Origin of the sequence: Streptomyces sp. CB01249, from assembly GCF_001905735.1 — a bacterium.
In the GTDB taxonomy this organism is placed as follows: domain Bacteria; phylum Actinomycetota; class Actinomycetes; order Streptomycetales; family Streptomycetaceae; genus Streptomyces.
In genome coordinates, this window is record NZ_LISW01000008.1 from 265,746 (window position 1) to 285,137 (window position 19,392).

Annotated in this window: 12 protein-coding genes and 1 riboswitch; of the genes, 6 read left to right on the plus strand and 6 right to left on the minus strand. The window is 72.1% G+C overall.

Features of this window, described 5'->3' with window-relative positions; all coding sequences use genetic code 11:
* Positions 1-24: 24 nt before the first annotated feature.
* Entirely contained in the window at positions 25-639 is a 615-nt protein-coding gene (locus AMK18_RS29725) for a class I SAM-dependent methyltransferase (protein WP_073865197.1), read from the plus strand.
* Between the two features lie 229 nt (positions 640-868).
* On the plus strand, positions 869-3,100 hold the full coding sequence (gene katG, locus AMK18_RS29730; protein ID WP_018106181.1) for a catalase/peroxidase HPI: 2,232 nt from the start codon (positions 869-871) through the stop codon (positions 3,098-3,100).
* Positions 3,101-3,163: 63 nt separating this feature from the next.
* On the opposite strand, the gene AMK18_RS29735 is transcribed toward katG, so the two are convergent.
* The 6 genes from AMK18_RS29735 to AMK18_RS29760 all read right to left on the minus strand — a co-directional run bounded on the left by AMK18_RS29735 (position 3,164) and on the right by AMK18_RS29760 (position 13,250).
* Positions 3,164-6,469, minus strand: coding sequence for a GH92 family glycosyl hydrolase (locus AMK18_RS29735; RefSeq protein WP_073865264.1), 3,306 nt, complete (start codon positions 6,467-6,469; stop codon positions 3,164-3,166).
* A gap of 256 nt (positions 6,470-6,725) precedes the next feature.
* Positions 6,726-8,936: a HelD family protein gene (locus AMK18_RS29740; RefSeq protein ID WP_073865198.1), complete on the minus strand. Its 2,211-nt coding sequence runs from the start codon at positions 8,934-8,936 to the stop codon at positions 6,726-6,728.
* Between the two features lie 179 nt (positions 8,937-9,115).
* Positions 9,116-9,991: an alpha/beta fold hydrolase gene (locus AMK18_RS29745; protein WP_073865199.1), complete on the minus strand. Its 876-nt coding sequence runs from the start codon at positions 9,989-9,991 to the stop codon at positions 9,116-9,118.
* Between the two features lie 42 nt (positions 9,992-10,033).
* Complete coding sequence (locus tag AMK18_RS29750; RefSeq protein ID WP_073865200.1) at positions 10,034-10,666, minus strand: isochorismatase family protein; 633 nt, start codon at positions 10,664-10,666, stop codon at positions 10,034-10,036.
* Between the two features lie 33 nt (positions 10,667-10,699).
* Positions 10,700-12,358, minus strand: coding sequence for a (2,3-dihydroxybenzoyl)adenylate synthase (locus AMK18_RS29755; RefSeq protein ID WP_073865202.1), 1,659 nt, complete (start codon positions 12,356-12,358; stop codon positions 10,700-10,702).
* 52 nt (positions 12,359-12,410) lie between these two features.
* On the minus strand, positions 12,411-13,250 hold the full coding sequence (locus AMK18_RS29760) for a 2,3-dihydro-2,3-dihydroxybenzoate dehydrogenase (protein WP_073865203.1): 840 nt from the start codon (positions 13,248-13,250) through the stop codon (positions 12,411-12,413).
* A 422-nt stretch (positions 13,251-13,672) separates the two neighbouring features.
* Positions 13,673-13,857, plus strand: a riboswitch (cyclic di-AMP (ydaO/yuaA leader).
* 3 nt (positions 13,858-13,860) lie between these two features.
* Here AMK18_RS29760 and AMK18_RS29765 point away from each other — a divergent pair.
* From AMK18_RS29765 to AMK18_RS29780, 4 genes are all read left to right on the plus strand, one after another.
* Positions 13,861-14,739: a transglycosylase SLT domain-containing protein gene (locus AMK18_RS29765; RefSeq protein WP_018106188.1), complete on the plus strand. Its 879-nt coding sequence runs from the start codon at positions 13,861-13,863 to the stop codon at positions 14,737-14,739.
* 220 nt (positions 14,740-14,959) lie between these two features.
* Complete coding sequence (locus tag AMK18_RS29770; RefSeq protein WP_073865204.1) at positions 14,960-16,486, plus strand: FG-GAP-like repeat-containing protein; 1,527 nt, start codon at positions 14,960-14,962, stop codon at positions 16,484-16,486.
* A gap of 84 nt (positions 16,487-16,570) precedes the next feature.
* Positions 16,571-16,759, plus strand: a complete 189-nt coding sequence (locus AMK18_RS29775) for an antitoxin (protein ID WP_018106190.1) — start codon at positions 16,571-16,573, stop codon at positions 16,757-16,759.
* A 117-nt stretch (positions 16,760-16,876) separates the two neighbouring features.
* A complete protein-coding gene (locus tag AMK18_RS29780; RefSeq protein WP_079199355.1) occupies positions 16,877-19,384 on the plus strand; it encodes a SpoIIE family protein phosphatase in 2,508 nt (835 codons plus the stop codon).
* Positions 19,385-19,392: the final 8 nt, after the last annotated feature.

Sequence of the window (19,392 nt, forward strand, 5' to 3'; positions counted from 1 at the left end):
AGGGCCGCGTCTACAGTGGCCCGCATGAACCGCTGGACCGAACTGACCGGAGACACCTCGGGCGAGGACTACGCCGCCCGCTTCGCGGCCCTGGCCCGCAGCGGCAAGGACATGCACGGCGAGGCGCGGTTCTGCGCCGCCCTGGTGCCCGCCGGGGCGCGGGTGCTGGACGCCGGCTGCGGCACCGGCCGGGTCGCGATCCGGCTCGCGGAGCTCGGGTACGACTGCACCGGGGTGGACGTCGACGCCTCGATGCTGGCCGTCGCGCGCGAGCAGGCGCCCGGGCTGCCCTGGTACCGGGCGGACCTGGCCGCGTTCGACCCGGACGCGCTCTCCATCGAACCGGGGTTCGACCTCGTCGTCGCCGCGGGCAACGTGATGGCGCTGGTCGCCCCCGGCACCGAGGCCACCGTCGTCGCCCGGCTCGCAGGAGCGCTGCGCCCGGGCGGTCTGCTGGTCGCCGGGTTCGGCCTGGACGCGGCCCACCTCCCCGTACCGCCCGGCCTCACCCTCGCGGAGTACGACGCCCACTGCGCCGCCGCCGGGCTCACCCCTGTCGACCGCTTCGCCACCTGGGACGCGGCGCCGTACGAGGGCGGCGGCTACGCGGTGAGCGTGCACCGGCGGGGAGACGGCTGACCGGACAGGGGTTCCGGCCTCGCACACAGGGCCTTCGCGACCCGCACCCGCGCCAGGTCCGTCATCGCCGTTGATCCGTTCCATCGCGTGTTCGTATTGACTTGGACTAGGTCCATCGTAGGATCGGTTCCGGCCGAAGCCAGGGCAGGACGCCCTCCGGGCGAGACCGGTCAGGCCAGCCCCCCACATTCTCAGAGCACCGAGATCCGCCCCGTCCGGAAGGAATTCCATGACTGAGAACCACGACGCGATCGTCACCGACCCCAAGTCGGAGGAGGCCGGCGGCTGCCCCGTCGCGCACGGTCGCGCGCCGCACCCCACCCAGGGCGGCGGCAACCGCCAGTGGTGGCCGGAGCGGCTCAACGTGCGGATTCTCGCCAAGAACCCCGCCGTGGCCAACCCGCTCGGCGACGACTTCGACTACGCCGCGGCCTTCAACGCCCTGGACCTGCCCGCCGTCAAGCGGGACATCGCCGAGGTGCTGACCACCTCGCAGGACTGGTGGCCCGCCGACTTCGGCAACTACGGCCCCTTCATGATCCGGATGGCCTGGCACAGCGCGGGCACGTACCGCATCAGCGACGGCCGCGGCGGCGCCGGCTCCGGCCAGCAGCGCTTCGCCCCCCTCAACAGCTGGCCGGACAACGCGAGCCTCGACAAGGCGCGGCGCCTGCTGTGGCCGGTCAAGAAGAAGTACGGCAAGAACATCTCCTGGGCCGACCTCCTCGTCCTCACCGGGAACGTCGCCCTGGAGACCATGGGCTTCGAGACCTTCGGCTTCGGCGGCGGCCGCGCGGACGTCTGGGAGCCCGACGAGGACGTGTACTGGGGCCCCGAGACCACCTGGCTCGGCGACGAGCGCTACACCGGTGACCGCGAGCTGGAGAACCCGCTCGGCGCCGTGCAGATGGGCCTCATCTACGTCAACCCGGAGGGCCCCAACGGCAACCCGGACCCGATCGCCGCGGCCCGCGACATCCGCGAGACGTTCCGCCGCATGGCGATGAACGACGAGGAGACCGTCGCCCTGATCGCCGGCGGCCACACCTTCGGCAAGACGCACGGAGCCGGTCCCGCCGACGCCGTCGGCCCCGACCCCGAGGCGGCCCCGATGGAGCGCCAGGGCCTCGGCTGGGAGAGCTCGTACGGCACCGGCAAGGGCGGCGACGCCATCACCAGCGGCCTCGAAGGCATCTGGACGGACACCCCCACCAGCTGGGACAACAGCTTCTTCAACATTCTCTTCGGCTACGAGTGGGAGCTCTTCAAGAGCCCCGCGGGCGCCCACCAGTGGCGGCCGAAGGACGGCGCCGGCGCGGGCACCGTGCCCGACGCGCACGACCCGTCGAAGAGCCACGCCCCGACCATGCTCACCACAGACCTCTCGCTGCGCTTCGACCCGGCGTACGAGCAGATCTCGCGGCGCTTCCACGAGAACCCGCAGGCGTTCGCCGACGCGTTCGCCCGCGCCTGGTACAAGCTGACCCACCGCGACATGGGCCCCGTCGTCCGCTACCTCGGCCCCGAGGTCCCCGAGGAGACGCTGCTCTGGCAGGACCCGCTGCCCGAGCGCACCCACGAGCTGATCGACGCCGCCGACATCGCGGCGCTCAAGGAGAAGGTCCTCGCCTCCGGCCTGTCCGTCTCCGAGCTGGTCTCCACCGCCTGGGCCTCCGCCTCGTCCTTCCGGGGCAGCGACAAGCGCGGCGGCGCCAACGGCGCGCGCATCCGCCTCGAACCGCAGAGCGGCTGGGAGGTCAACGACCCGGACCGCCTCGCGGGCGTCCTGCGCACCCTCCAGTCCGTCCAGGAGTCCTTCAACGCGGAGCAGCAGGGCGGCAAGCAGGTCTCGCTGGCCGACCTGATCGTCCTCGCGGGCGCTGCCGGCGTCGAGAAGGCGGCCAAGGACGCCGGTACGGACATCGAGGTCCCGTTCACCCCGGGCCGGGTCGACGCCTCGCAGGAGCAGACCGACGTCGAGTCGTTCGTGGAGCTGGAGCCCGTCGCCGACGGCTTCCGCAACTACCTCGGCAAGGGCAACCGGCTCCCCGCCGAGTACCTGCTGCTCGACCGGGCGAACCTGCTCAACCTGAGCGCGCCCGAGATGACGGTCCTCGTCGGCGGTCTGCGCGTCCTCGGCGCCAACCACCAGCAGACCGCGCACGGTGTGTTCACCGACGCGCCCGGCACGCTGACCAACGACTTCTTCGTCAACCTGCTCGACATGGGTACGACGTGGAAGTCGACGGCCGACGACCAGAGCGCCTTCGAGGGCCGTGACGCCGTCACCGGTGAGGTCCGCTGGACCGGCACCCGCGCCGACCTGGTCTTCGGCTCGAACTCCGAACTGCGCGCCGTCGCCGAGGTCTACGCGAGCGACGACGCCAAGGAGAAGTTCGTGCGCGACTTCGTCGCCGCCTGGGACAAGGTCATGAACCTGGACCGGTTCGACCTCGTCTGACGACACCGGAAGGGCCGGTCCCCCCGCGCGGGGGGACCGGCCCTTGCCGTTGCGTGGAGCCGGTCAGGCGGTGGCCACCGCGAAGACGTGGATGATCCCGCCGTCCGTGGTGCCCGGCAGCGTCACGGACGCGAGCTGCTTCCCGGCCTGGAGCGCGATCGGCGCGGTGGCGAAGACCTCGGTGCCCACCGGGTCCTTTCCGCCGCCCTGCACATCGCGGTACTCGGTGTGCAGGGCCACCGTGTTCCCGTACGAGGGCTGCTGCGAGCCGCCGCCCAGCGTCCAGTCGCTGAAGCCGATCTCCGCCTGCTGCGTGGTGCCGTCGGTGTACGTGAGCGTCACCGTGCCCGACGCCTTGCCCTCGGCGGCGCTCCCGAGGAACGCCAGCTTCGTGTCACCCTCGCCGGAGGCGACGTTCAGCACCTGGGGCCCCGTACCGACGACCTCGATGTTGTCCGGGTCACCGGCCTTCACCTTCGGCCAGGTGAAGTCGAAGCCGCCCGAGGAGACCGTGCCGCCCGGCGCCGCACCGGCCGCCGCCAGCGCCTGGGCCGAGTAACTCCAGCCCTCACCGTCGAAGTTGGCCTGCGGATTCTCGTCGTCCGCCGAGATCCCGGTGCTGTTGCGGTTCCACAGCAGCCCGTTCTTCTCGGCGACCGTCACCGCCGCCGACGTCTTCGGCAGCTCCGTGCCCGCCGACGACGTCAGCGTCACCGGGACCGTGTAGTAGCCCTCGGCGGTGTCCTTCCCCGCCGACACGGTGAGCTTCGCCTGTGCCGCGCCGCTCGCCGGGACCGTGAAGTCGCCCTCCGACGGGGTCACGGTGACCCCGTCCGGCGCCTGGGCCGCCCAGTGCACCGTGGTGGCCTTCGTCTCCAGGCTCTGCACCTTGACCACGGTCTGCGCGCCCTCGCCGCCCGGCTCCACCTTCAGCTGGTCCGGGGAAGCGCCCGTGAAGTACTTCAGCCCGCCGCCGGGGAAGGACGGCGGCGCGTCGGCCGGTGCGCTGCCCCAGGTGGTGTCGGGCGTCGCGCCGAGCGTGAAGTCCAGCCGTCCGCCGTGCTCCACCAGCGAGTCACCGACCCACGGCTTCGTGGACGTACGGCCGTTCACCTTCAGCCCGTGGATGTACGTGTGGTCCGCCGAGGCGGCCGGAGCCTCGATGGTGATCTTCTTGCCGTGCCCGGTGCGCACCACCGCGTGCGGGAACAGCGGTGCGGTCAGCGTCAGATCGGCACGGCTCGGGTTCTGCGGGTACATGCCGAGCGCCGAGAAGACGTACCAGGACGACATGGTCCCCGCGTCGTCGTTGCCCGGAATCCCGCCGGGGCCGTCGGTCCACAGCTGGTCCAGCTCCGCGCGGACCGTCTCCTGCGTCTTGTACGGGGCGCCGAAGTAGTTGTACAGGTAGGGCGCGTTGATGTCGGGCTCGTTCGTCGGGTCGTAACGCGTGTCGTCCTTCGCCGAGAAGTCGAACTTCCCGTCCGGCGTACGGAAGAACGCGTCCAGCCGCTCCGTGGCGCGCTCGTTGCCGCCCATCGCACCGGCGAGACCGGCGACGTCCGAGTAGACCATCCAGGTGTACCGGGCGCTGGAGCCCTCCACGAACCCGGCGCCGGTGCCGGGCGTGAAGGTGCCCGCCCAGCTGCCGTCGGCCTTCCGGTCGCGTATGTACCCGCCGTGCTCGGTGGCGTTGGCGTCGAAGACGTTCGTCCAGTTGCCCGACCGGTCCAGGAACTTCTTGGCGTCGCCCTTGTTGCCCAGCCGCCGGGACAGCTCCGACAGGCCGTAGTCGGCCGCCGCGTCCTCCAGCGTCTCGGCCGCCCCGCCCCAGCAGTGGCAGTTGTCCGCCGGTACGTAACCGAGCTCCAGGTACTTGTCGAGCGCGGGGCGCTGGCCCACGCACTCGACGTTGCAGCCGGAGCTGTCGGAGTCGTTGGCGGTCGGCACGGTCGCCGCCGTGACCAGGGACTTCAGCGCGCCCTTGACGTCGAAGTCACGGCCGCCGAAGGCGTAGATCCCGGCCAGCGCCGCGTCGGACGGGTCGCCCGACATCACGCTCGTCTTGCCGTTCTCCAGCAGCCAGCGGTCCCACTCGCCGTCCCGCTGGTTCGCGTAGTTGAACAGGGACTGCGCGTAGTCGCTGCCCGCCTTCGGGTTGAGCAGCGCCATCAACTGCACCTGCGCCCGGTACTGGTCCCAGCCGGAGAAGGTGCCGTACTGCGCCTTCTGGCCCTTGGACAGCCGGTGCGGCTTGCGGTCGGCGCCGAGGTAGCGGCCGTCCACGTCGCTGGTGAGGGTCGGCTCCAGCATGGAGTGGTAGAGCGCGGTGTAGAACGCGGTGCGCTGGGTTTCGGTGCCGCCGCCGATCTCGACGGCCTTCAGCGCCTCGTTCCAGTTTGCGGCGGCCTGCCGCTTCACCGTGTCGAAGCTCTTGCCGGGTCCGTTCTCCTTGCGGAGGTTGGCCTCGGCGTTCGCGGCGCTGACGTACGAGACGGCCACCTTGGCGCGCGCCTCGGTGGTGCCGTCCGCGAAGGTGACGTACCCGCCGGAGCCCTTGCCCTCCACGGCGTTGCCGGACGAGCTGTAGCCCGTACCGCCGGAGGCGGAGGTGGAGCCGGGGGTGAGGGTGCCGTCCTTCCAGGTGCCGGTCTTCGCGAAGGGCTTGTCGAAGTGGGCGGTGAAGTACAGCGTGTAGAGGTCCTTGCGGTTGTTCGCGCTCTGCGGACCGCAGAAGTTGCCCGCCGTGACCGACCCGGTCACCGTCCGCGCGGCCTTGTCGATCCGCACGGTGGCGTCGGTGCTGCCGGTCTCCGAGTTGGAGGTGCGGAAGAGCAGGCTGGCGGGCTTGTCCGCCGGGAAGCCGAACTCCCCGGACCCCGTCCTGGCGGTCGTGGTCAACGCCGCCGAAGCGCCGCTGGCCAGGCCCACCTTGTAGTAGCCGGGGGTGGCCGTCTCGTCGTCGTGCGAGAAGTCGCTCGCGTACTTCGCGTCGGTGGTGTCCGAGGTGGGGGAGGAGTCCACGTCGCCCACGTACGGCATGATCGGGATGTCGCCGTTCGCGCCCGAGCAGCCCACCCCGTTGAGGTGGGTGAGGCTGAAGCCGCGGATCTTCTTCGCGTCGTACTGGTAGCCGCCGGGGGCGGGCGTCGAGACCTGCTTGCCCCGCGAGTTCTGCGGGCTCCACGCCAGCATGCCGAACGGCTGCACGGCGCCCGGGTAGGTGTTGCCCGCGTTGGACGTGCCGATCAGGGGATCGACGTACGACACCGGGTTCTTCACGATGTCCCTGCCCGGCGCGGCCGAAGCCGGGGCGGCGGCGGCCGTGAGCCCCGCGACGGCCAAGGCGGCGGCCGTGACGGAGCCCACGGCCCGGATCGCGGTGTGCGTACGACGTTTGTGCGTCTGTGGCACCGTTCCTGCCCTTCTGATGTGACGGACGGTCAACGCGGCGGGAGCCGGCCGCCGTGACCGGAGGAACGGCGTCGCCCCGACAACGTTGTCAACGACGTGGAGGATGCTCCTCCTGCCGGTCCGGGGTGTCAAGGCTCCCCGGAATCCGCCCGTCCGGCCGGGCTGCCCTCGCACAACAGCCCGGCCCGCGCCCCCGGTTGCCCCGGGCCCGTCAGCGCAGGGACGCCGGAAGCGCCTCCCGGTGCAGGATGCCCAGCCGCTGCGTCGCCCGGGTCAGTGCCACGTACAGGTCACTCGTGCCGAACCGGCCGGGCTCCACCACCAGGACGTGGTCGAATTCGAGGCCCTTGGCCTGCCGGGGCCCCAGCAGCACCACCGTGCGGGTCAGATCCGGCTCACCGCCGGGCACCACCCCGTCCAGCGGCGCCGCGATCTCCTCGTGCAGCTCGCGCGGCGCGATCACCGCGAGGCGCCCCTCGCCGGGCGTCAGCTCCTCGACCGCCCGCGCCACCGCGCCCGCCAGATCCGCCCCGGTCTCCCGCACCCACGGCACCTCGCCCGTGGAGCGCACCGATCCCGGCGGCTCGAACGACGGGTCCTCGGCCCGCAGCACCTTCGCCGCGACCTCCATCACCTCGGCGGGCGTACGGTAGTTGACCGCCAGCCGCACATGCTCGTACCGGTCGCCGACGTACGGCTCCAGGATGTCCTGCCAGGAGCCGACCCCGGCCTCCTCGGAGGTCTGCGCCGGGTCGCCCACCAGGGTCATCGACCGGGTCGGCGACCGGCGCATCAGCAGCCGCCACGCCATCGGCGACAGCTCCTGCGCCTCGTCCACGATGATGTGCCCGAAGGCCCACGTCCGGTCGGCGGCGGCCCGCTCGGCCGCGGAGCGGTGGTCGGCCTCCTCCTGGCGCTCCGCCATCCGCTCCGCGTCGATGATGTCGTGCGCGGCCAGCAGCTCCGACTCCTCGTCCTCGAACTCGAAGGACTCCGAGCCCCGGGACAGCTCCAGGACGCCCTGGGCGTACGCGATCCGCTCCTGGCGCTCCGCCTCGGCCGCCGCCCGCTCGGCGCTGTCGTCGGTCCCGAGCAGTTCCGCCGCCTCGTCCAGCAGCGGCACGTCGGCCGGGGTCCACGCGCCCTCGCCGGGCGCCCGCCGGATGGCCTCCGCGTCCGCCTCCGGCAGGTGCACCGGCTCGGCCAGGAAGTCGGCCAGGAAGCCCTCGGGGGTGAGCGCCGGCCACAGCTCCTCGATCGCGGCGTGCACCTCCTGGCTGACCGCGACCGCCTTGCCGAGCTGGGCGATGTCGTCCGGGCCCAGGAAGTTGGGCCCGCCGTACGGGTCGGCGCCGATGCGCTCGGTGAGCTGGGCGGTCAGCGCGTCGATGATCCGGAACGCGAAGTGCGGCCGGGCGAGGTTGTACGGCAGCCGGGTGTCCCGGGCCGCCTGCCGGGCCTCGTAGGCGATCTCCCAGTCCAGGATCAGGTCGCCGTCGTCGTGCGGGACGATCAGCGGGGCGCCCGGCTCGGGCAGCAGCTGCCGGTCCCGCACCGCGAGCTCCAGCGCCTCGGCCATGGCCGCGCCGCCCTTCACGGCCGCCGCCCGGGGGGTGTCCGTGCCCCGGGCGTGGACGCCGGGGAACAGCTCGGCCTGGGTGGCGAGGAGGACACCGGTCTCACCGAGCGAGGGCAGCACCTCGCCGATATAGCTGAGGAAGGCCGGGTTCGGGCCCACGATGAGGACCGCCCGCTTGGCCAGCAGCTCGCGCTGCTCGTACAGGAGGAACGCCGCCCGGTGCAGGGCGACGGCCGTCTTGCCGGTGCCGGGCCCGCCCTCGACCACCAGGACGCCCCGGTGCGGCGCGCGGATGATGCGGTCCTGCTCCGCCTGGATGGTCCGCACGATGTCCGCCATGCGTCCGGTCCGCGCCGAGTTCACCGCGGCGAGCAGGACCGTGTCGCCGGTCGGGTCCTCGAATCCGGTGCGCTCCCGGTCCCCGACGTCCAGGATCTCGTCATGCAGCTCGGTGACCGTGCGGCCCTCGGTCGTGAGGTGGCGGCGCCTGCGCAGACCCATCGGGGTGTGATTCGTGGCGAGATAGAAGGGGCGGGCGACCGGTGCACGCCAGTCGATCAGCAAAGGCGTGTGTTCGGCGTCGTCCTCGCGGATTCCGATACGGCCGATATGGTGCGCGACGCCGTTCGTGAGATCGATACGGCCGAAACAGAGCGAGCCGTCCACCGCGTTCAGGGCGGCGAGCAGACCGGAGCGCTCGGCGACCAGGACATCGCGTTCGAGCCGGGCCTGCTGGCCGGTGCCGACCGGCGTCAGGGCGTCCTGGACCTGCTCGGCGGCGTCACCGCGCAGCACGTCGACACGGTGGTGGAGCCGGTCGATGTATTCCTGTTCCTTCTGCAATTCGGTGGTTTCCCGAGTTGACAAAACAGCTCCCTGACGGATATGGTGATTCTTGTTGGCCCCCGGTGAGGGGCCTTTTTCTGTGGGCGCACAGAACCACTCAATATACGTGAGGAAATCCCCGGTCCGCAATTGCGGACCGGGGATTTCGCTTTGCACCGGGAGCCCCGGGCCCGCGTCTACGCCAGGACCTCGCGCAGCCGCGCGGCGTACGCGCGGGGGTGGGTGGTGTTGCCGTTGTGTCCGCCGGGAAAGGTGACGACCTTCCGCCCGGCCAGCCGGGCCAGCCGGTGCGCGCACTGTCCGACGAAGGCGTGCGGTGCCGTGGTGGCGCCGCCGGCCGCCACGATGCGCACCGGGGACGTCCGGAGCGCCTCCGTGTCGAGTTCGGCCTCGATGACCGCGGTGAAGTCGCGCGCGATGAAGAAGCCGAAGTTGGCGGCCCGCTCCGGGGTGAGCGGCATGGGCGTCAGGTCCGGCTCGGTTTCCTGGCGGGCCGGGTCGATGCCGAGCACCCGGGCGATCTCCGGCAGGGCGGCCCGCAACCCGCCCTGCCGGTACACCTCCTGGAGGCGGGCGAGTTCCGCCGCGTGCCCGGCGCGCGGGCCTGCGGGCAGCAGGGAGGGGCTGACCGGGTCGTGCGCCACGAGGGTGCGCAGCCGGCCCGGGTGGGCCACCGCGAGGTGGAGTCCGATCGCGGCGCCCATGCTGCATCCGAGTATCAGGGCGGGTTCGTCGGTGAGTTCGGTCAGCAGTCGGTACGCGTCGTCGGCGTGCTGCTCCATGGTCACGCTCCGCCCGGATGCGGCGCAGGTGCTGCGGGACAGGCCCCGGCGGTCGTACGTGACCACGGTGTACCGGTCGGTGAGGCGGTCGACCAGGTCGGCGCTCCGGCCGGCATCGCCCTCACCGCTCTGCGAGACGAGCAGCAGCGGGCCGGTGCCCCGGACCTCGTAGTACAGGGTGGCGCCGTCGGTGTCGAGGAACATGGGGGTCTTCCGGCCGGTGGGGTCACCGGCGGGGAGGGCGCCGGCGGTGACCCCACCGTACTGCATCTTTTTAGATATATCGGTAATGATGGAGTGTGGCGCGCGGGCTCATATCTCCTTCAGCAGCGCGTCCGTCGTCGTCACGACCGCGCAGCGGCCCGCCGCCCAGCGCAGCGCCATGTCGTGCTCCTCGCGGGAGAAGTCCGCGACCGCGTCGGCCACCACGAACGCCTGGATGTCGCGCATCCACGCGTCGGCGGCGCTCATCAGCACACCGATGTGCGCGTACACCCCGGTGATCACCAGCTGGTCGCGGCCGTCGTCGCGGATGAGCGATTCCAGCTCGGTGCGGACGAACGCGCTGTACTTCCACTTGGTGAGCACCGTGTCGCCCGGCGCGGGCGCCACCTCGTCCGGCGAGGCCAGCACCTCCGGGTCGTCCGCCATCCCCGGCCCCCAGAAGTCCAGTTGGAGACCGCGCTCCTCGGCGGTCTGGCCGCCGCGCTGCGCCGAGTGCACCACCGGGATTCCGGCGCGGCGGGCGGCCTCGATCACGCGGGCGGTGTTCGCGAGCATGCCGGTCAGCGGCTCCTCGCCGGGGCGGTACGCGCGCAGGAAGTGGTTCTGGAGGTCATGGACGAGCAGCACGGCGCGCGCCGGGTCGACGGTCCAGCCGACCCGGTTCGCCGGGAGTTCGCCGGGGCTCGGCAGGGGATAGGGGGCGATGGCGGGAAGTGCCATGAGGGGAGCCTTTCGGTGCCGCGCGGGGCGGACTCAGTTCTGTGCGGGGGGAGTTGACGCGGAGGCGGCGGCGGTGTCGGTGCGCAGGCCCTTCTTGCTGACCTTGCCGATCCCGGTCTGCGGGAAGGCGTCCACGAATTCGACGAGGTCGGGCACCTTGTACGCGGCGATTCCGCGTTCGCGTACGTGCCGTTTGACGGCGAGCGCCCCGGGCGGTTCGGCGCCCTCGCGCAGGATCACGTACGCCAGGGTGCGTTCACCGAGATACGGGTCGGCCACACCGACCACCGACACGTCGTGCACCGAGGGGTGGGCGAGGATGATGTTCTCGATCTCCTCCGGCGCGACCTTCTCGCCGCCCCGGTTGATCTGGTCCTTCGCCCGCCCCTCCACGACGAGATGGCCGGTCGGGGTGCGGCGCACGATGTCGCCCGTGCGGTAGAACCCGTCCTCGGTGAACGCGGTCCTGTTGTGCTCGGGCGCGCGCCAGTAACCCCGGATCGTGTACGGCCCCCGGGTCAGCAGATGCCCGAACTCGCCGTCGGGGACGTCCTGTCCGGCGTCGTCCACGATGCGGATCTCGTCGTCCTCGGAGATCGGCCGGCCCTGGGTGGAGACGACGGTCTCGTGGTCGTCGTCCAGCCGGGTGTAGTTGACGAGGCCCTCGGCCATGCCGAAGACCTGCATCAGCCGGCAGCCGAGCGCCGGTTCGAGGCGCCGGGCGGCCGTCTCGCTGTATTTGGCGCCGCCGACGAGTACCAGTTCGAGGCTCGACAGGTCCTGCTCCGCCGAAGCGGCCGCGTCCGTCCACACCAGGGCGAGCGGCGGCACCATGCCGGTCATGGTGACGCGCTCCCGCTCGATGACCGGGAACGCCGTGGCCGGGTCGGGGCGCGGGCACAGGACGACGGTGCCGCCCGCGTACAGCGTGCCGAGCCAGCCGGGCGAGCTCATCGGGAAGTTGTGCGCGGCGGGCAGGATCACGAGGAAGCGGGTGTCCGCGTCGACGCCGCAGATCTCGTTGGAGCCGCGCAGCGAGTAGATGTAGTCGTCGTGCGTACGGGGGATGAGCTTGGGCACCCCCGTGGTGCCGCCGGACAGCTGGAGGAAGGCCAGGTCGTGCGGCTCGGGCCCGTCCTCGGGCTCCCCGGACGCGTCGCACGGCACGTCGGACAGGGCGGTGTGCCCGCCCGGGTCGCCGACGACGAACACATGCTCCAGGGTGGGCGCCTGCTCCCGTACGGCGGTGGCCAGCGCGCGGTAATCGAATCCGGCGTGCGTGTCCGGGATGACGTAGGCGACGGCCTCGGCGAAGGAGCAGAAGTAGCCGATCTCCGTCTCACGGTGGGCGGGCAGCGCGTAGACGGGCAGCGCGCCGATCCGGAAGAGGGCGAAGACGACCTCGGCGAACTCGGCGATGTTGGGCAGCTGGACGACGACCCGGTCGCCCTTGGCTATCCCGCGCGCCCGGAAGCCGGCCGCCAGCCGGGCCGCGCGCTCGTCCAGTTCCCGGTACGTCCAGGCGCGGCGCTCGGGCGCGGGGTCGATCAGCGCGACGCGGTCGCCGTGGGCCTCGGCCCGTTCGCGCAGCATGCTCGTGAAGGTCTCGCCGCGCCAGTGGCCGGCCGCGCGGTAGCGGGCGGCGAACTCTGCGGGCCAGGACGGGGCGTCGTCGTACGGTGAGGCAGTCATCGTTTCAGGTCTCCAGGGGGAGGGCCGGTTGCGGGGGCGCCGGGCGGACGGGTCAGGCGCGCAGGGTGGCGCCGCCGTCGACGTACAGGTCGTGCAGGGTGATGTGGCGGGCTCGGTCGGACACGAGGAAGGCGACCGCCTCGGCGATGTCGGACGGCTCGGCGATCCGGCCCAGCGGGATGCCCGTGCGGTAGCTCGCCAGGTCCCCGGCGATGACGCGCTGCGCGGCGGGCCCGTCGTCGTGCGCCTCACCGGCCGGCCACATCCCGCGCTGCATGTCGGTGAGCGTGGAGCCGGGCGAGACGGTGTTGCAGCGGACGCCCCGGGGGGCCAGTTCCAGGCCGAGGCACTTGGTGAACATGACGGAGGCGGCCTTGGACGCGGCGTACGCCGCCATGGTCGTACGGGGGATGCCTGCGGCGTTGGACGCGACGGTGACGATGCTGCCCGCGCCCCGGTCCGCCATCCGGCCCGCCACGGACCGCGAGACGTGGAACACCCCGTCGGTGTTGACGGCGAACGTCGCCCGCCAGTCCTCGTCGGTCAGCTCGGTGACGGGTGAACAGCGCAGTATCCCGGCGACGTTGACCGCGATGTCGAGGGCGCCGATCGTGTCCTCCGCCTCGGCGACCAGGGCCTCGACGGCCGCCGCGTCCGTGACGTCCAGCGCCCGGGCCACGACGCTGCTTTCCCCGAACTCCCGGGCGAGGGCGTCCACGCCCTCCGGGGCCGCGTCGGTCGCCAGGACCCGGCAGCCGCGCGCGACGAGGGCCCGCACGACCGCCTCGCCTATGCCGCGTCCGGCTCCCGTCACGAGGGCCAGCCGGCCACTGAGCTCCTCGTCGGCGGGATCGAGGGGACGAGAGGACGAGGGGGCGGAACGCGGCGCCATGGTTCTGGGGTCTCCCTAGGACGGTGAACAGGGGCGGCAACACTTAGGTAAGCCTAACCATAGAGTGATCACGCGAACGAGGGGGTCGGAACCGGCGATCCCGCCCGGCCGCATGCCATCTCATGCCCCTTTTGCTCCTATATGAGCAAAAGGTCAATTGCGGGCGTTCGGGGCGGGTTTGATGCTGTCAGATGCGGCCAAAACGGACGAATGATGTCATTCCGGTTTCAGTGGGCAGCGTCACGTCGGCCGTTTCTGACGCGCAATCCGATCTCCCGGTTCCCAGTCGTGCCAAGAAATTTGACTTCCCCCGGCGCGGGCGATCATGAGCATTTCCTTTGATTGATCTTGCAAAACAATTGTGATCAGCAATTCCGGGCTTGTTCCGGCCGTCGTTTCTCGCTTACGGTCCCGTCATCAATCCGGATGGAACGCCGAATCCTGCCGCCGTCCGGGAACCCGACCACTCACGTACGGCAGGAGCGGGGGACCCAGGTTTGCCGCCGGTCCGGAATCCGGAGCGGCTAGGGGTGAAGTCGCCATGTGCGACCGGACATCTCCAGTCCGAACCCGACAGCTCACCTCGTAGGCGACGGAGAGGAAATACCCCATGCCCATGCCGGGTAAGCACCGTCGTGCCAAGTCCGCGTCCCTGACCCGCGGTTTCATCGCCGTCAGCGCGGGCGGAGCCGTTCTCGCGCTCCCCCTGATCTCGGCCGGATCGGCTTCCGCCGCCCCCGCCAAGACCGTCGTCGCCGAAAAGGCCGCGGCCCCGACTTCCGTTGCCGGCAAGGAAATTGCCGCGCGCAAGGCCGCGCCCACCACCTATTCCGTGGTGTCCGGCGATTCGCTTTACAAGATCGCCCAGGGCCATTCCCTCAGCGGTGGCTGGGAGCGGCTCTACAAGGACAACCGCGGTGCAGTCGGCGGCAACCCCGACCTCATTCACCCGGGCCTGAAGCTCACCATCGGCGCCAAGTCCGAGGCCGCCGCCCCGAAGGCCGCCGAGAAGAGCGCATTCAAGGCGGAGAGCGCCGAGAAGAACGGCGACACGGCCCCCCGGACCGAGAGCGCCGACCGCGCCGACCGTTCCGAGCGCACCGCCGTCCCGGTCGCCGCCGAGAAGACCGCCGAGAAGCCCGCCGAGACCCAGACGGCCGTCGCTTACACCGACGACCTCGACGGCTGGATCAAGGAATCCCTCGCCATCATGGGCCAGCAGGGCATCCCCGGCAGCTACGACGGCATCTACCGCAACATCATGCGGGAGTCCTCGGGCAACCCGATGGCGATCAACAACTGGGACATCAACGCCGTCAACGGCACCCCCTCCAAGGGCCTGCTCCAGGTGATCCAGCCCACCTTCGACGCCTACCACGTGCCCGGTACGTCGACGGACATCTACGACCCGGTCGCCAACATCACGGCCGCGTGCAACTACGCCGCCGCCACGTACGGCTCGATGGACAACGTCTTCGGCGCGTACTGACCGAAACCGGCCCCGCGCTCGGGGCAGGGCCGTGAGCAGGGGCGGAGAGAAGCGGAAGCGCTTCTTTCCGCCCCTTTCACGTGCCGTGACGCTCTTGTCGCGGAAAAGCCGTACAACCCTTGTGGCACAAGCGGTGTCGAACACGGCGTCCAGGAAGGCAGCGGGCCCTTCCTGGCACCCCCCGGAGTCGCCCGGCCATCCTTGATCCAAGGAGCCACTTGTGCGTACGCACCGTTCGGCCGCCGTTCTCGCGGCCTCGATCCTCCTGCTGACGGGCGCGGCCATCGCCGCGCCCTCCGCCTACGCCGGCCCGTCCGCGCCCGGCGCCGTCCAGGCGAAGGACCGCAACACCGACTTCAACGGCGACGGCTACGAGGACGTGCTCATCGGCGCCCCGGGCGCCACGATCGACGGCAAGCTGGGCGCCGGCTTCGTCACCGTCCAGTACGGCTCCCACAGCGGCCTCGGCACCAGCCCGTCCGCCGTCTTCAGCCAGAACACCGCCGGGGTGCGCGGCGCCGCCGAGGCGGGCGACGCCTTCGGCCAGTCCGTGGCCACCGGCGACCTGAACGGCGACGGCTACGACGACGCGATCATCGGCGTCCCGGGCGAGGACATCGAGCCCTTGGCGGACGCGGGCGGCGCCGTCGTGCTCTGGGGGTCCCCGCAGGGCCTCACCGGCACGGACAGCGACTGGCTCCAGGCCGGCGAGCCCACCGCCTGGGCGCGATTCGGCAACGCCCTCGCGGCCGCCCACTTCAGCCCCGACGTCCCCGGCGACGAGCTGGCCGTGACCGACCTGTCCGACCTCATGCTCTTCCGCTACGAACCCGCCCTGCTGAAGAAGGACACCGCGCCCCTCGCCCCCGCCCAGCGCGAGAACGTGATCCCGGCCGAACCCGGACACGAGATCGCCCCGAAGTCGCTGACCACGGGCGACTACGACGGCAACGGCCTCGCCGACCTCGTCGTCTCCGGGACGAGTGCGGGCGCCGCCGCCGGCCGAGGCTGGTCCGCCTACTTCTCCGGACAGGTGCAGGGACTCCGATTCGAGCGCTCCCTGCGTGGCGGCCCCGCCGTCGCCTCGGGTGACATCAACAACGACGGCTACGACGACCTCGTCACGGGCACGCCGCACAACCACGACGACACCAGCGGTGGCGTGCCGGACGGCGGCGTGGTCGGCGTCTACTACGGCAGCGCCGGGGACGGCCCCGTCGTCGGCGCCGCCGGGCCCGGCACCGAGCCCCTCTGGTGGACGCAGGACTCCCTGGGTGTCCCCGGTGTCTCCGAGGAGGGCGACGGCTGGGGCACCGACCTGTCCGTGGGCGACACGGACGGCGACGGCTACGCGGACGTGGCCATCGGCGCGCCGTTGGAGAACATCGCAGCGCAGGGCTCGGGCGTGTCCCGGCTGGACGCGGGAGCCGTGTGGGTGCTGCGCGGAGCGGCCGGCGGTCTCACGACGGCTGCGGCCCGCTCCTGGGACCAGGACTCCGGGGGAGTCCCCGGGGTGACCGAGGACTACGACCAGTGGGGCGGCCAGGTGCGCCTGATCGACCCCGACGGCGACGGACGGTACGGCCTCCTGGCCGCCGCCCCCGGCGAGGATGTGTCCAACGGGGTCGTCTGGGTGCTGCCCGCCGGCCAGGGCGGTGTGACGGCCACCGGATCGTGGACCTTCGACGGCGGATCGCTCGGCGCCCCCAGGACGAAGGCCCACTTCGGCGGGGCGATCGACGAGTAGGCCGCCCGGACCCGGCCGTCCCGGAATGCGAGGGCACGGCGGGGCGTGGATGCTGGAACGGTCAGCGTCTCTAGGAGGTCAGTCATGGGCATGCTCGACAAGATCAAGGACATGATCAAGGGGCATCCGGACCAGGCCCGCCAGGGAGTCGAGAAGGGCGGCGACTTCGTCGACAAGAAGACCGGCGGCAAGTACGAGGGCCAGGTCGACTCGGCTCAGCAGAAGATGAACGACCAGCTCGGTGACCGCCGCCCGCCCGGCGAGGGCCGGTAGGCGCTTGCACGGACCGCGAGGGAGCGGTGGACGACCACAGCCGTGGTGTCCACCGCTCCTGCGCATCCGGGGCGCCTCCGACGTGCCGCACCGGCCGCCCGGGAGCATCCTGGCTGTGTGACCTGGCACGGCGCGGCCGGGCGGCTGCCGTTCGGTCCGAGCGACGGCCCGCCCCGAGGACCGGAGGACAGCCGGGCGCCGGACGATCTGTCCCTGGTGCTCGCCCAGTCCGTCGTGAACGCGATCGAGGCGGTCGGCGGCCGGGCCGGCGGGATCTACCTCCCCTCCCGCACCCCCGGCCTGCTCCGGCTCGCCGTCCTCGCCGGGCTCCCCGGCCCCCTGTTCCTGCCCTGGTGGCGGATGCACGTGAACCGGCCGTTCCCGATCGCCGAGGCGTTCCGCACCGGCAGCCCGGTCTACCTCTCCGACGCCGAGGACGCCATGCGGCGCTTCCCGCAGCTGATGGCCGGGCTGCCGTTCCCCTTCGGCTCGCTGTACGTGCCGGTGCTGCGCCGCCGTGAACCGGTCGGCGTCCTCGCCGTCCTGCGCGGCGCGACGGGCGACGAGCCGGTGCCCGCCGCCGACCGGGACCGGCTCCAGCGCGTCGCCGACGGCCTGGGCGCCGAGCTGGCCGGCCTCGCGGACGCCGGCGTCCGCCCCGAGTGGGAGGGCGAGCCGCTTCCCGTACAGCTGCCCGCCAGGACCTCGCCGCCCGTGCGCATCGGCCGCTTCGACTGGAACCTCGCCACCGGCGCCGTCGACGCGGACGACGAGCTCGCCGCGATCCTCGGCAGCGACGGATCCGACCACTTCCACGGCACCATCGAAGCCCTGGCCGCCCGGCTCGCCCCGGAGGACGTCTACGGCCTCTGGGCGCTGGCCCGGCAGGCGGCGGGCTCCCGCGGCCCCGTCGTACGCCGGATGCGGCTGCGCGGCCCGGACGGGCGCTCCCACCTGCTGGAGGTGTCCGGGCGCCGGCAGGACGACGCGGGGCCCGGCGGACACCTGACCGGCTTCCTGGTGGACCTGGGCATCGGCCCGGTCGTCGCGGAGGCCGCGGACCGGCTGCCGCGCGGCATCTTCTCGCTCGACCGCTTCGGCCGGATCACCTACGTCAACCCGCTCGCCGAGGACATGCTCGGCCGGCCCCGGGCCGCCCTGGTCGGCCGGGTGCTCTGGGAGGCGCTGCCCTGGTTCGCGAACCCGGCGTACGAGGACCACTACCGGGCCGCGATGATCTCCGACGCCCCGGTCCACTTCCTGGCCCGCCGCGACCCGCCCCCCTGGCTCTCGGTCTCCCTGTACCCCGGGCACGACGGCCTGACCGCGGTCCTCACGCCCACCGACACGCCCGCCTACACCCCGGACTCCGTCGTCTCGCCCGGACTGGGGCTCGGCTCACCGGCCGACCGGTCCGCCGCCCTCTACCGGCCGGTCGCCCTCGCCATCGCGCTCACCGAGGCCGTCACCGCCCGGCAGGTCTCCCGCGTGGTCACCGAGGAGCTGCTCCCCGCCTTCGGCGGCCGGCAACTGGCGATCTACCTGCTCAAGGAGGGCCACCTCTACCTGGAGTGGGAGACCGGCTTTCCGCAGGGCTTCCTCGACCGGTTCGACGCGGTCGGCCTGGACGCCCGCATCCCCGGCGTGGAAACGCTCACCACCGGGCGCCCCATCTTCTTCGAGTCGATGCAGCGCCTGGCCGCCGCCTATCCGGGCATCCCGATGGACGCCGACGTCGGCGCTCGCGCCTTCCTCCCGCTCATCGCCTCCGGGCGGCTCGTCGGCTCCTGCATCCTCGGCTTCGACCAGCCGCGCGGCTTCAGCCCGGAGGAGCGTACGGTCCTGACCGCCCTGGCCGGCCTCATCGCCCAGGCCCTCCAGCGGGCCCAGCGCTACGACACCGAGGCCGCCCTCGCCCGCGGCCTCCAGGACGCCCTGCTGCCGCACCGGCTGCCCGCCGTCCGGGGCATCGACACCCAGGGCCGCTACCTCGCCGGCACCCAGGGCATGGACGTCGGCGGCGACTGGTACGACGTGATCGAGACCCACGGCCGCCTCGCCCTCGTCATCGGGGACGTGCAGGGGCACGGTGTGTCCGCCGCCGCGACCATGGGCCAGGTCCGCAGCGCCGTACGGGCCTTCGCGCTCAGCGGCCACGACCCCCAGGAGGTCATGAGCGGCACCAACCGGCTGCTCATCGACCTGGACACCGGCCAGTTCGCGAGCTGCTGCTACATCGTGACGGACCCGGCCACCGGCCGGACGCACGCCGTGCGCGCCGGGCATCCCCAGCCCGTCCTGCGCCGGCCCGACGGCACCGCCGAGGTCATGGACCTCCCGGGCGGCATCGTCCTGGGCATCGACGCCGAGGCCGGCTACCCCGTCACCGAACTGCACCTCGACCCGGGCGCCACGCTCGCCCTGTACACCGACGGCCTGGTCGAGCAGGCGGGCATCGACATCGACGTCGGGGTCGAGCGGCTGCGCTCCACCCTCCAGGGCCTGGGCGCCGCCCCGCTCGCCGACACCGCCGACCACGTCATCCGCCGGGCCCGCCAGGCCGCGGACCGGCCCGACGACATCGCCCTGCTCCTCGCGGCCCGGTGGACCGGGGACGACGCCTGACCGGCCGC